Origin of the sequence: Pseudoalteromonas sp. SWN166, assembly GCF_015864485.1 — a bacterium.
In the GTDB taxonomy this organism is placed as follows: Bacteria; Pseudomonadota; Gammaproteobacteria; order Enterobacterales; family Alteromonadaceae; genus Pseudoalteromonas.
Window position 1 is genome coordinate 114,990 of sequence record NZ_JADYXB010000003.1, and the last position, 13,195, is coordinate 128,184.

Consider the following 13,195-nt stretch of genomic DNA (forward strand, 5'->3'; position numbering starts at 1 on the left):
GTTAAAAGTATTTAGCAAAAAGAAAAACACACAACTTCAAATTTGCTATCATTTACACCAGTATTTAATTCATTTTTATCCACAAAGGTAAGGTATGAGTGATAGTCACTTAGTATATTCAACAAGTACTGGTCGCATTGACCAGCCAAAACCAGAAAAAGAGTTAGACGCTAAGCTTTTTAAAGATGGTTTTATTCGCATTGAACGCCAAACAAAAGGGCGTAAAGGCAAAGGCGTAATGCTCGTTGTGGGCATTGATCCAAAAGATCACGATTTAAAAAAGTTAGCTAAAACTATAAAAAGCAAAATGGGCCAAGGCGGCGCAGTAAAAGAAGGCATTATTGAAGTACAAGGCGATGACCGAGATAAATTAAAAGCCATTTTAGAAGCGTTGAAGTTTAAAGTGAAAATTGCGGGTGGTTAACCCGCAATTTTATTAACTGCTTACTTCGCTATTTGAAAGCTCACTTAACCTTTCATACAGTTTTGGTAAGTCGTGTTCAGCAATTGGCTTACTAAAGTAATAGCCTTGTACAATGAAGCAATTATTATTTTGTAAAAATTGCATTTGTTCTATTGTCTCAACCCCTTCAGCGACCACATCGAGCTTTAACTTTTGCGCCATGGCAATAATAGCGGCAGTGATTTCCATATCATTTGTATCATCGGGGATATCTTTGACAAATGACCGGTCAATTTTCAATATATCGACCGGGAATCGTTTTAGGTAACTAAGTGACGAGTAGCCTGTACCAAAGTCATCAATCGAAATTGATATACCTAACGCTTTAAGTTCATGAAGTTGAGTAATAGCAGCTTCTACATTCCCCATTAGCATGCTCTCGGTCAGCTCTAAATGAAGTCGTTTAGCCGAAACACCCGACCTAATTATCATTTTGCTCAGCGTTGAAACTAAGTTTGAGTCTTTAAACTGGCGAGCCGATAAGTTTATCGATATATTATTTTCTAGACCTTGCTTTGTTAATCTTACGGCAAAATCACAAGACTCTTGCAGCACCCATTCACCTAACTCAACTATAAGGCCTGTTGCCTCTGCAATAGGGATAAACTTATCTGGAGGTATTGCGCCTTCAGTTGGGTGGAACCATCTTAATAACGCTTCGTAGCCAACGACCTGATGAGTACGACTGTCGACTTGAGGTTGGTAGTAAACTACAAACTGCTTTTCTTTGAGCCCTATACGCAGCTCATTTTCAATAAATAAACGCTCATTTGCGGCGGCGTTCAATTCTTGGCTATAAAAATGGAATGTATTACGCCCTTTTGCTTTAGCTTCATACATTGCCAAATCAGCATGTTTGAGTAACTGATCTTCCTCTAGGCTATCGTATGGAGCCATAGTTATACCAATACTTGCGCTCACAATGACTTCATTGCTACCTAGCTTTATAGGCACATTCAAGGTTTTTTGAATAGTATTAGCAACATCTGCCGCATGCTCTTGGCTTTCTATACCACTAAGTAACACTGCAAACTCATCGCCACCTAAGCGTGCAATGGTATCTTCTGCTCTTAAACGCTTTTTAAGCCTGTTTGCCACTTCAATTAATAATTGATCGCCAGCATCGTGGCCTAGTGTGTCGTTAATACGTTTAAATTCGTCCAAGTCAAAATAAAACAATGCAAACGCATAATGCCCGCGTTCAGCTAATGCCATTGATTTACGTAATTGCATTCTGAAAAACGTTCTGTTTGCTAGGCCAGTAAGTGTGTCAAAATAAGCGAGTTGTTCCATTTTACGTTGGCTTTCTTTAACAAACGAAATATCTTGCGCCGATGCTACATAACTGGTTATTTCACCGCCCTCTTCACGAATTGGCGAAACACTTAAAGACACCCAAATTGGCTCTTTATTCAAACCTTGAATTAACGTGTCGCCTCGCCAGTAATTACGGCTGCGTAAATCTATGTCTATATCTTCAACTAAAATAGACATTTCTGAGGCAATAATATTAAGTAATGGCGCTCGGTTAAAATGACTTTCTGGGTAACCTGTCATTTCGAGCATTTTGGGGTTTACGTACTCAATGATAAAGTTTTCATCGGTGATCACAACACCGGTACCCGAGAACGCGACCGCTTTAGATAAACGATTTGCTGCTTTTTCAGCAATTTCTTTTTCTGTAATCCTTTGGTTTAAGCCATCAATAAGTTTACGAATTTCTACCGTCATGTCTCTAAATGAGCCGTTGAGCGTGCCAATCTCGTCTTTATTTTCTGGCGGAAACTCTGTGGTTAATTGACCTTTACCAAAGCTTGTTACTGCATAAACCAAAGTATGTAAACGGCGAAGCACTAGTTGATAAAGTGCCTGATGCAGCAATAAGGCAACTAATATTGCGTATAAAATAAAGAGTCCAAAAAACTTCAGTTTTAAATCTTGTAACGCAGATAACGTAGATGAACGTTTTTTATAAACCCCTATATACCAATCTAAATCATCAATCTTACGAATATTAATAATATGAGCTTCATCATTTTGTTCAAATGAATTTGCATATTCAGGTAACTTAACCGTAATTACATCGTCAATAATCGACTGCAGTTCTGAGTTTACAAATTCGTTAGTGGCAAGCGCTTTATTATCACTCCCATAGTCAGCTAACAAAGCTGGGTTTAGACTCGGATGCGCTAACAATTGCCCTTTGCTATCAAACACAAGTAGGTGTTTTTCTTTATCGCCAACAGGTAAAAACGAAATAAGTTTATTGAGAGAAATATCGCTCCCCGTCACACCTAAAAACTCGTTATCAACATAAACAGGCACAAGTAAGCTTATAACCCACTTGCGCCATACTGTATCGTAATAAACTTTTGACCATGCAGGCTCTCGCTCTGACCTTAATGTACTTTTAATAGATTTATAAGTTGACCCATTCGTTACTCTAAAGCCAGCAGGTGCATTTAATGCCCAATTTGGTGGAGAAACACGAATAAAATCATCATCAGTTATTAAATAAAAATTAAAAAAGTCATGTACCAGAGTCGGAGAAATTATACGCCACAACATTTCAGAATCATTAAACAGGCGTTTGTAAAAAGGAGAGTAATTTTGCTGTGGTAAAAATGCGGCAGATAATCCGTCGGCAGAGGCACTTCGAATTGTGCCGTCGCTATTAAACTGTAACTGTGATTTATTGTTTAAATTAATTGGTGAATTTGATTGAAAAAGCTGCTCTGTCACTACGTTATTAGCTTGCTGGGCAATATTTATTTTTGTTTTAATACGCTCATTAAATTGTTTTACTAATAAATCTGTCGAGCTTTTTAACACTTCGTGCTCTTCAAAAACAAGTTGTTTTTCTTCAGATTTAAGCATTAAGGCAGCCGCACATACCCCTGCTATTAAACAAATAGCAGATATAAGCAGTGAAAGTTTTACACTTAAAGAATTTAATCCAAAACGCGATGGAGGGCGTCTGTAAACCACGGGTCAACCTTAATTATTAATAATTGTTATTATTTGAACCAGTTAACGAAATATATCAGATCTGACTTCATATATATAAATTATTTGTTAAATATCACTAAAAACTAATTATGATCAAATAAATAGCGCTCTGGACTTATTTAGCGCCGTATCGTTATTGACATTGTTAGCAACTCTCCATACATTAACCGCATGAACATATTTATCTCTCGCACTTTTTTTTCGTTTTTTAGCTTCTTTATATAGAAGAGGCTTCCCTGTTTGTGAGATAAAATCAATCGAATAGTAAAGCCTCCCAACCGGGAGGCTTTTTTGTTTTTGCTGTGTAATAACAGCTTACTTTTGGAATGAGGATACCAAAATGACAAATGATGTATTAAATGCCCTAAGACACGACATAAATGAAATAGATTCAGACTTACTGGTATTATTAGCTAAACGCCGTCGCATTAGCCACGGTGTTGTTGAATATAAAATTGCTAACAACAAGCCAATTCGCGATGAAGCACGTGAACTCGCACTTTTAGAGAAACTGATTGGTTATGGTAAATCACTAGGTTTAGATGCTTACTACGTGAATAATGTTTTTCAAACTATTTTGGAAGACTCTGTTTTACACCAACAAGCAATGCTACAAAAAAACCTGAATCCAGATGCCCTTAGTGAAACACACCGTGTAACTTACTTAGGTGGTCAGGGTTCTTATAGCCAACTAGCATGCCATAAATATTTTAGCCGCCGCCCGGGTAAATTAGTTGAAATTGGCTGTACATCGTTTGACGAAATAACAGGTAAAGTAGAAAACGGACAAGCTGACTTTGGTTTACTCCCAATTGAAAATACTAGCTCTGGTAGTATTAACGAGGTGTTTGACTTATTACAGCACGCGCAAGTGTCTATTGTTGGAGAAGTGACTCACAGTGTAGAGCATTGTTTACTCGCAAACCCTGAAACGGAACTTAGCCAACTAACAAAAATATTTGCACACCCACAACCATTTGCACAGTGTAGCCGTTTCTTACAAGGCTTAGGTGACTTACAACACGAAACATGTGACTCAACGTCAAGTGCACTACAATCGGCATTAAGCACACCAAATAGTGCAGCAATTGGCTCTGCACAAGCAGGAAAGAACGTAGGGCTTGAGGTTATTAAATCAAACCTAGCTAATCAAAGCGAAAACCATAGTCGCTTTATTGTCGTTGCACGTAAGCCTCTACAAGTGTCTAACCAAATTCCAACTAAAACTAGTTTGATCATGTCGACAAAACAGCAAGCGGGCTCACTAGCCGATGCGTTAATGATTTTTAAACAGCATAAGATTAATTTAGTAAAACTTGAGTCGCGCCCAACTCCGGGTAATCCGTGGGAAGAAGTGTTTTATGTAGATCTTGAAGCAAACTTAGCTGATAAACAGGTAAAAGAAGCGTTAGAAGAACTCAAAGAGCACACTCAATATGTACGTATTTTAGGATGCTACCAAAGCGAATCATTACAGGCTGTAAGCGTTAATACTTAATAAAGATTTTATAACTAAAAAAGGGCCGATATCGGCCCTTTTTTAGTTATTTAGCAACTAATTAGTCTAAAACCTTTGAATCATTGGCTTTGTTTAATAAGCTTCTACTTTGCGTTAAGAAGTGTTCTGTAGAGTCAGAAAAATACATTTTAGCATCAGCAAAAGAATCAATTAGCGCGGCTTTATCTCCCGCTTTTAATTTAGCTAATGTACTTGCAAAGGTATCTTGGTATTGTGCAAGTAGGTTCTCTACATCATCAAATTGTGCGAGCATAATGTCAGAATACAACTCTGGCGACTGTGCAAATAAGCGCCCCACCATCATCAGCTCTAATTGGTATATTGGCGAAGAGCAACTACGCAGCTCTTCTAACGTATGGCTTTGCTTAGCTAAAAACTGCCCGTATACAAATGTTGTTAAGTGACGCATTACCTGAATAATTTGCATTGCCTCATCGTGCTTTTTAGCATCAAGCTCAACAAGCTGGCAACCCCATACTTGTAACTGCTGTAATAAGCCTTTTGCTGCTTGGTGCTCTCGCCCTTCACATACAACAACTGTTTGTTTTACCCAGTGTGATATATCAGGCCCAAACATAGGGTGTAAACCAACAACAGGGCCGCTATGCGCAGCTTTTAGTGCTTTAATAGGTGATTGCTTTACCGATGTAATGTCGACGAGTAAACAGTCATCATCTAGTTTAGGTAGTTTAGCAACCACTATGCCTAATGCGTTAATTGGCACACTGATCATTACTAGCTTGGCACCTTTTAAAATATTTTTCGCTTCGCTTTGCTGATCTTTATCTAAAATTTTAACTTCGTAGCCTGAGCGAATAAACTGCTGAGCAAATAATTGCCCCATGGCACCTTGCCCACCTACAATCACAATTGGCGAAAGCTCTGGCGCTGCGCATGCAAGTTTTGCTTGTTGGTTTTGATATGCTTCTCGCATCATACGTCTAAGTATATCTTCAACGAGATCTGGGCTTACATTTTGATTTATTGCTTCTTGTCGTCTTGCTGCTAATAGCTCTGCTTCACGATTAGGTGCATGTAAAGGCGCGCCTGTTTGTTGTTTTATCTCACCAATTTTTTGCGTAATACTATTACGCTTAGCGAGTAAGGCAACAAGTTGCGCGTCACATTCATCTATACCTTCTCTTAGCTGTGCTAAATCATTTATGTCAGCCACGTTCATACCACCTTAAAAAACCAAATAACGTAAATATAAATTTACATAAAAGTAAACTAATCAATACGATAAATACTAACAGGATCGGCTAACTGAGAAAAGGTTAAAGCGGAAATTTTACTGATGAGGGGTTGAGAATTGAGATTTGAGATTTGAGATTTGAGATTTGAGATTTGAGATTTGAGATTTGAGATTTGAGATTTGAGATTTGAGAAAATAATATTCTAAAACCAAAACGGGTTGCAACCCGAAGGATGCAACCCGTTTTTTGCGTTGATAAACAGCGCGTATTAGTTAAGTTTTTCTCTAATACGTGCAGATTTACCAGAACGCTCACGTAGATAGTAAAGCTTAGCACGGCGAACTGCACCGCGACGCTTAACTGTTACGCTATCAATAAGAGGGCTGTGCGTTTGGAATACACGCTCAACGCCTTCACCGTTCGAGATTTTACGAACTGTGAATGCTGAGTGAAGACCACGATTACGCTTAGCGATTACAACACCTTCAAAGGCCTGTAGACGCTCTTTAGCACCTTCTTTTACTTTTACCTGTACAACCACTGTATCACCAGGGCCGAATGCAGGTACGTCTGTTTTAAGCTGCTCATCTTCAAGCGCTTTAATAATATTTTGGTTTACTTTTGCCATTATGTTTCTCACTTTCCTAGGTGTAACTGTCTTCTAGCCACAAGCTTTTTGGTACTCTTGCTGAAATTTCGCGAGTAATACCGCTTGCTCCTCAGTCAGAGCTAGGTTATGCAACAAGTCAGGACGTCGTAACCAAGTTCTGCCTAATGACTGCATAAGCCGCCATTTTGCTATCTCTTGGTGGTTACCACTGAGTAATACAGCAGGAACCTGTTTGTCGTCCAATGTTTCTGGTCGTGTATAGTGTGGACAATCTAACAAGCCATCCGAAAATGAATCTTGTTCTGCTGACTGATTATGACCTAACACACCCGGCACTAATCGCGCTACTGCGTCAATTAATGTCATGGCAGGTAGTTCACCACCACTCAAAATAAAATCACCAATTGACCATTCTTCGTCAACGTATGATTCTATTATTCTCTCATCTATACCTTCATAGCGACCGGCAATCAAAATCAGTTTTTTAGAACTAGCGAGTTCGCTAGCGCCTTGCTGATCAAGTTTGCGCCCTTGCGGGGACATATAAATTACTTTAGCACCATCACCAGCTGCTTTTTTAGCTTCGGCAATCGCTTTTTTTAATGGCTCAACCATCATTAACATACCCGGTCCGCCCCCGTAAGGACGGTCATCTACGGTTCTATGCTTATCTAAAGCGTAGTCTCGCGGATTCCAGCAGTTAAAATCAATTAAGCCACTTTTTACTGCGCGACCGGTAACACCTTGGTCTGTAATAGCGTCAAACATGTCTGGAAAAAGGCTTATCACCCCTACCCATAATGAACTAGTTTGCGTCATTAAAAACCAGGATCCCAGTCTACGGTAATTTCTCTTGCGTCGTATTTAACGTCTTTAATAACTGAATCAGTTAAAAAAGGAATTAAACGCTCAGCTTGACCAAATGCATCTTTACTGTTTGCTTTCACAACCAGTACGTCATTTGATCCTGTCTCCATCAGGTCATCAACAATGCCTAAGCTATAACCTTTATCGGTTACAACAGACATGCCAATGAGATCTCGCCAATAAAACTCACCTTGCGGGAGTTCTGGTAAATGCGCTGAATCCATTGAGATTTCAGCATGGGTATAAGCCATTGCTTCGTCTCGGTCGTTTACCTGCGCAAATTTAGCGATAAAGCCTTTGTTGTGGCGACGCCAATCGACCACTTCTAAGGACTGCCATTTACCTTGTTGCCCTATCAACCACGGGCTGAAATCGAAGATCCCTACGGGATCATCAGTAAATGAATGTACCTTAAGCCAGCCCTTTATACCATATGGGGCACCGAGCTTTCCTACGACAATTATTGATGAGGTGTTCTCTTGACTCATGGTTACACTTACGCCTATTAAGCCGCTTTACGAGCGTCTTTTACTAACTTAGCTACGCGATCTGAAAGAGATGCGCCCTGACCTACCCAGTGTTCAACACGTGGTAAATCTAAACGAATTTTTTCTTCTTGACCTGAAGCAATTGGGTTAAAAAAGCCTACTTTCTCGATGAAGCGACCGTCACGCGAGAAACGGCTATCCGCAACCACAATTTGATAGAAAGGGCGTTTTTTAGCGCCACCACGTTGCAAACGAATAGTTACCATACCGTCCTCTATAAAGATTGACTGTTTTCATTAATAAGATTTACTCCCCAGAATGGGGAGCTGGGGAATTGTACGAGTTTTTGGCAATAACGCAAGTAAGAAGTGAAGCAAAAAGGTAGTTTAGTAGGTTAAACCGTGATCTCAACGACAAATCAGAGTTAAAGGTGCATTACATGCATAATTTATTCAACAAAAAAGGAGCAATTTGCTCCTTTAAATATGATTCGCTATTATTTTAAAAAATAACTTAATGGTACTTTTTAAAATTTAGGACCGCCGCCGCCCATCATTCCAGGTGGTAACATGCCTTTCATACCGCGCATCATTTTAGTCATGCCGCCTTTACCTTTCATTTTTTTCATCATTTTTTGCATTTGCGTAAACTGCTTAAGCAACTTATTAATCTCTTGTACTTGTGTACCAGAGCCTGCTGCGATGCGTTTTTTACGCGAACCTTTAATGATTTCTGGGCGTGCGCGCTCTTTTTTGGTCATTGAGCTAATAATAGCTTCCATTTGGATAAATGTTTTATCACCCATTTGACCTTTAACAGCATCTGGTAAGTTAGACATACCAGGCAGTTTATCGAGCATTGACATCATGCCACCCATGCTTTTCATTTGCTTTAATTGATCAGCAAAGTCATCAAGAGTAAAACCTGCGCCTTTAAATACTTTTTCAGCAACTCTAGCAGCTTGCTCTTTATCTACTTTCATCTCGACTTCTTCGATTAATGAAAGTACGTCACCCATGCCTAAAATACGCGACGCTATACGGTCTGGGTGGAAAGGTTCAAGTGCATCAGTACGCTCGCCCACACCCATAAACTTAATAGGCTTGCCAGTGATATGACGAATAGATAAAGCAGCACCACCACGTGCATCACCATCGGTTTTTGTTAATATAACACCGGTAAGTGGTAACGCTTCGTCGAATGCTTTGGCTGTATTCGCCGCATCTTGACCTGTCATTGCATCAACAACGAACAAAGTTTCGATTGGGTTAATTGCTTTATGAAGATCTTTAATTTCATCCATCATGTTGCTATCAACATGTAGACGACCAGCAGTATCAACTAGCACTACATCTATAAATTTCTTTTTAGCATGAGAAATTGCAGCGGTTGCAATATCAACTGGCTTTTGTGAAATATCACTTGGGAAGAAATTAACATCAACTTCTGCTGCAAGCGTTTCTAGCTGTTTAATAGCCGCAGGGCGATAAACATCGGCACTTACTACTAGTACTGATTTCTTTTTTCGCTCTTTTAAAAACTTAGCAAGCTTAGCTACACTGGTGGTTTTACCCGCACCTTGTAGACCCGCTACCATTACAACGGCTGGCGGTTGCGCATTAAGGCTTAGCTCTTCATTAGCTTCACCCATTGCTTTTTCTAGTTCTTCACGCACTATCTTTATAAATACTTGGCCTGGGCTTAAGCTTTTTGTAACTTCAACCCCAACTGCACGTTCTTTAACTTGTTTTACAAACTCGCGAACAACAGGCAATGCCACATCGGCTTCTAAAAATGCCATACGCACTTCGCGAAGTGTATCTTTTATGTTGTCTTCAGTCAGACGGCCACGGCCACTGATATTTTTTAAGGTTTTACCTAATCGTTCTTGGAGGTTCTCAAACATGTAACGGTTCCGATAAGACGTTTATATCAATCCATTTAAATTTACGGTTAATTTGATTTACAATTAACCTAGATTGACTTATTAAGTTTCAATTAAAAGTAGTATACCGTATATGGCGTCTTACAATATAGTGTTCAAGTGCACCTTGTTGAGTTTCTTTTTTTAAGGTCTATGCATTTGCTTTGCTATAAAATACAATGACCATATAACAACAAGGATTATTTTGTCTCAAATTAAGTGGCCCAAGCACAATGCTGATTATTAGTTTAACTATTATTGCCAGTTTATTTTATGTGTTAGCAACGTCTCACGTGCTTTCACGCCTGTTTCATCAACAAGGCCCTAGCCAAAAAGTAACCGTTATTTTGAGCACAGTTGCTATAGTGGCGCATATGCTTCTATTGGTTAACTCTGTTTTTAGGGCTGATGGCCAAGACTTAAGTATTGTAAATGTCGCTTTACTAACCTGCTGGGTTATTGTCGTTTCGGTAACTGCTGTTTCGCTAAAATTTCCTGCGACCTTATTATTACCCGTTGTTTATGGCTTTGGTGCTTTATTAACAATTGCCAGTTTATTTATTCCTCATCATATTTTATTGCAAAGTATTAATATTGACGTTGGCTTGGTAACGCACATCTCTCTTTCTTTGTTAGCCTACTGTATTTTAATTATCGCTACTTTATACGGTGTACAGTTTTACTTTATTGATAAACGTTTAAAACGTAAAGATTTAGCCATTGTACACAGTCACCTTCCGCCTTTAATGGTTGTTGAGCGCCAGCTTTACCAACTTCTTAATTTGGGCACTATATTACTCACGTTTGCATTACTTTCAGGATTTGTATTTCTTGATGGTATGTTTGCTAAAGAGTTTATTCATAAAACAATATTGTCGTTAGTTGCGTGGGCTATTTTTGCCGTTGTTGCTATTGGTCATATGAAAAAGGGTTGGCGCGGTAAACCGGTGGTTATTACAATCATGGTCGCTGCATTTGTCCTCACACTCGCTTATTTTGGCAGCCGTTTCATACAAGAAGTGATACTAAATAAGTTTTAACTTGACTCTGCTTGCTCACTCTAGCTTAATACGCATTGATTTATAAGAAAAGGATCCATCGTTGGACGACATATCGACAAGTACCCTATTTATCATTTTAGGTTTTTTGGTGCTTTTTTCTGCTTATTTTTCTGGTTCAGAAACCGGAATTATGTCAATCAATCGTATACGCCTGCGACACCTCGCTAAAGAGGATCATCGTGCAGCTAAACGAGTCAGTAAATTACTTAGCCGTCCAGATAGGCTCATCGGTTTAATCTTAATCGGTAATAACCTTGTTAATATTGCAGCAGCCCAAGTTGCAACCATTATAGGTATTCGTCTTTATGGTGACCTCGGTATTGCAATAGCAACAGGTGTGTTAACTTTAGTCGTGCTTATATTTGCTGAAGTAACCCCTAAAACCCTTGCCGCTCTTTACCCTGAAAAAGTTGCCTTTCCAAGCTCTATTATTTTAAAAGGGCTACTTAAAATAATGTTCCCTTTAGTGGTTGTTATTAACTGGATGACCAACGGAATACTACGATTATTTGGTATTAGTGCCGCACAAATCGACGAACACAGCATGAGTAAAGAAGAATTAAAAACAGTGCTCAATGAGTCAGGTGCACTTATTCCTGCTCGCCATCAAAGCATGCTGACCTCCATTTTAGATTTAGAGCAGGTAACTGTTGAAGATATTATGATCCCACGAAACGAAATTGTGGCGATTGATATTAACGACGACTGGAAACTAATTAGTCGCCAGCTTACCCATGCTCAGCATACTCGAGTGTTGTTGTATCGTGATAATATAGATGATGCAGTAGGCTTTATTCACTCTCGTGATGCACTTCGTTTGCTTACAAAAGAGCAATTTGATAAACCCTCTTTGCTGCGCGCTGTTCGCGAAATTTACTTTATCCCTGAAGGTACATCACTAAATACTCAGCTGTTAAAATTTCAGCAATCTAAAGAGCGTATTGGTTTAGTAGTTGATGAGTACGGTGATATTCAAGGCTTAGTAACGCTTGAAGATATTTTAGAAGAAGTTGTTGGCGATTTCACAACTACGCAAACTCGTACACCAAGCGAAGAAGTAGAAACACAAACTGATGGCTCATGTATTGTGGATGGCGGCGCTAACGTACGCGATTTAAATAAAGAAATGGGTTGGGATTTTCCGTTAGACGGCCCTAAAACTCTCAGCGGTTTAATTGTTGAATACTTAGAAGATATTCCCGATGCAAATATTAGTTTACGTATTGCGGGATACCCTATTGAAGTACTCGAAGTAAAAGAGAATATGATAAAACAAGTGAAGATTCAGCCTAATAAGCGTTCTCGCTAAGTAAAAAGGAGCCAATTGGCTCCTTTTTAATATCCATTAATAACTATCTAGCCAAATATAAGACGTTCAAACCAACCTTTATCAAGCTCGTCTTCACAGCGCTTTAATTGCGCTCCATAACGACTCGCTCTGTGTTTAACTTTGTTTGCGACACCCATTAACCACTTTTTCTTTTTGTACGTGCCACGCTTATATCCACCCCAGCCTTCATGGTAATTAAGGTACTGTGCGTAAGCATCCCATTTAGAGATTTTATTTACCTTATGGGTTTTATAAACAAACCACGCCATAAAGTCGATTGCATCGTCAAAGTCGTCTCTATCAGCACCATTATTGCCTGTTTCACGAATATAATCAGACCACGTTGGGGTTTTAGCTTGCGAATAGCCATAAGCATCACTTGCGCGACCAGTTGGAATTATCCATAAAAAGTACTCCATAGGTGGAGCTGCATCATGTCTAAATGAGCTTTCTTGGTACATCATACTCATGAGCACATGCTTTGGAGAACCCCACTTTTCTTGCGCGTCTTTTGCGTCAAAATACCAATCAGGCTTTTCTTCAAAAATTTTACATAGATCGTTAGGTTGCTTTGGAGGAGCCGTAGCACAGCCAGCTAAAGTAATGGCGAGAGATAAAATAATTGCATTTTTTTTCATTTTTCTAAGATCTCACAGAACTTTTTTAAAAAGTGTGGGTCTGACTCAATGAATGCAGCAGTACAGCATTAGTTCATCCCTGAATATATT

General features: G+C 39.2%; 12 protein-coding genes and 1 other annotated feature. Of the genes, 4 read left to right on the plus strand and 8 right to left on the minus strand.

Going from position 1 to position 13,195, the window contains the following annotated elements; translation table 11 throughout:
• The first annotated feature begins 94 nt into the window (after nt 1-94).
• Nucleotides 95-424, plus strand: a complete 330-nt coding sequence (locus tag I6F49_RS02890) for a stress response translation initiation inhibitor YciH (RefSeq protein ID WP_197178240.1) — start codon at nt 95-97, stop codon at nt 422-424.
• A gap of 12 nt (nt 425-436) precedes the next feature.
• Here the strand turns inward: I6F49_RS02890 and I6F49_RS02895 are convergent, their stop codons facing one another.
• A complete protein-coding gene (locus I6F49_RS02895; RefSeq protein WP_197178248.1) occupies nt 437-3,451 on the minus strand; it encodes a bifunctional diguanylate cyclase/phosphodiesterase in 3,015 nt (1,004 codons plus the stop codon).
• Nucleotides 3,452-3,650: 199 nt separating this feature from the next.
• Nucleotides 3,651-3,768 (plus strand) — a sequence feature (Phe leader region).
• 44 nt (nt 3,769-3,812) lie between these two features.
• On the opposite strand from I6F49_RS02895, the gene I6F49_RS02900 reads away from it, so the two are divergent.
• Entirely contained in the window at nt 3,813-4,970 is a 1,158-nt protein-coding gene (locus I6F49_RS02900) for a chorismate mutase (protein ID WP_166419218.1), read from the plus strand.
• Nucleotides 4,971-5,031: 61 nt separating this feature from the next.
• On the opposite strand, the gene tyrA is transcribed toward I6F49_RS02900, so the two are convergent.
• From tyrA to ffh, 6 genes are all read right to left on the minus strand, one after another.
• Nucleotides 5,032-6,165: a bifunctional chorismate mutase/prephenate dehydrogenase gene (gene tyrA / locus I6F49_RS02905; RefSeq protein WP_197178257.1), complete on the minus strand. Its 1,134-nt coding sequence runs from the start codon at nt 6,163-6,165 to the stop codon at nt 5,032-5,034.
• 290 nt (nt 6,166-6,455) lie between these two features.
• Nucleotides 6,456-6,815 (minus strand): 50S ribosomal protein L19, encoded by a 360-nt coding sequence (gene rplS / locus I6F49_RS02910; protein ID WP_007581406.1) that lies wholly within the window; start codon nt 6,813-6,815, stop codon nt 6,456-6,458.
• A 33-nt stretch (nt 6,816-6,848) separates the two neighbouring features.
• Entirely contained in the window at nt 6,849-7,616 is a 768-nt protein-coding gene (trmD, locus tag I6F49_RS02915; protein WP_011327635.1) for a tRNA (guanosine(37)-N1)-methyltransferase TrmD, read from the minus strand.
• Nucleotides 7,616-8,152 carry a ribosome maturation factor RimM gene (gene rimM, locus I6F49_RS02920; RefSeq protein WP_166419221.1) on the minus strand — a complete coding sequence of 179 codons (537 nt, stop codon included), beginning with the start codon at nt 8,150-8,152 and terminating at the stop codon, nt 7,616-7,618. Before rimM ends, trmD begins: the two co-directional genes overlap by 1 nt.
• A gap of 17 nt (nt 8,153-8,169) precedes the next feature.
• Nucleotides 8,170-8,418 carry a 30S ribosomal protein S16 gene (rpsP, locus tag I6F49_RS02925; protein WP_002962192.1) on the minus strand — a complete coding sequence of 83 codons (249 nt, stop codon included), beginning with the start codon at nt 8,416-8,418 and terminating at the stop codon, nt 8,170-8,172.
• A 260-nt stretch (nt 8,419-8,678) separates the two neighbouring features.
• Nucleotides 8,679-10,058: a signal recognition particle protein gene (gene ffh, locus I6F49_RS02930; RefSeq protein ID WP_166419222.1), complete on the minus strand. Its 1,380-nt coding sequence runs from the start codon at nt 10,056-10,058 to the stop codon at nt 8,679-8,681.
• Between the two features lie 251 nt (nt 10,059-10,309).
• Here ffh and I6F49_RS02935 point away from each other — a divergent pair, with 251 nt between their 5' ends.
• Nucleotides 10,310-11,116, plus strand: coding sequence for a cytochrome C assembly family protein (locus I6F49_RS02935; protein WP_197178265.1), 807 nt, complete (start codon nt 10,310-10,312; stop codon nt 11,114-11,116).
• Nucleotides 11,117-11,177: 61 nt separating this feature from the next.
• Nucleotides 11,178-12,446, plus strand: a complete 1,269-nt coding sequence (locus tag I6F49_RS02940; protein WP_197178274.1) for an HlyC/CorC family transporter — start codon at nt 11,178-11,180, stop codon at nt 12,444-12,446.
• A gap of 47 nt (nt 12,447-12,493) precedes the next feature.
• Here I6F49_RS02940 and I6F49_RS02945 read toward each other — a convergent pair whose 3' ends face one another.
• Nucleotides 12,494-13,105 (minus strand): transglycosylase SLT domain-containing protein, encoded by a 612-nt coding sequence (locus I6F49_RS02945; RefSeq protein WP_166419225.1) that lies wholly within the window; start codon nt 13,103-13,105, stop codon nt 12,494-12,496.
• Between the last annotated feature and the right edge of the window lie 90 nt (nt 13,106-13,195).

What these genes read in the sequence shown, in the direction of transcription:
- I6F49_RS02890 (WP_197178240.1), top strand. Translation starts at nt 95, where the DNA reads ATGAGTGATAGTCACTTAGTATATTCAACAAGTACTGGTCGCATTGAC.
- I6F49_RS02900 (WP_166419218.1), top strand. Translation starts at nt 3,813, where the DNA reads ATGACAAATGATGTATTAAATGCCCTAAGACACGACATAAATGAAATA.
- rplS (WP_007581406.1), bottom strand. Translation starts at nt 6,815, where the DNA reads ATGGCAAAAGTAAACCAAAATATTATTAAAGCGCTTGAAGATGAGCAG.
- trmD (WP_011327635.1), bottom strand. Translation starts at nt 7,616, where the DNA reads ATGACGCAAACTAGTTCATTATGGGTAGGGGTGATAAGCCTTTTTCCA.
- rimM (WP_166419221.1), bottom strand. Translation starts at nt 8,152, where the DNA reads ATGAGTCAAGAGAACACCTCATCAATAATTGTCGTAGGAAAGCTCGGT.
- rpsP (WP_002962192.1), bottom strand. Translation starts at nt 8,418, where the DNA reads ATGGTAACTATTCGTTTGCAACGTGGTGGCGCTAAAAAACGCCCTTTC.
- ffh (WP_166419222.1), bottom strand. Translation starts at nt 10,058, where the DNA reads ATGTTTGAGAACCTCCAAGAACGATTAGGTAAAACCTTAAAAAATATC.
- I6F49_RS02935 (WP_197178265.1), top strand. Translation starts at nt 10,310, where the DNA reads ATGCTGATTATTAGTTTAACTATTATTGCCAGTTTATTTTATGTGTTA.
- I6F49_RS02945 (WP_166419225.1), bottom strand. Translation starts at nt 13,105, where the DNA reads ATGAAAAAAAATGCAATTATTTTATCTCTCGCCATTACTTTAGCTGGC.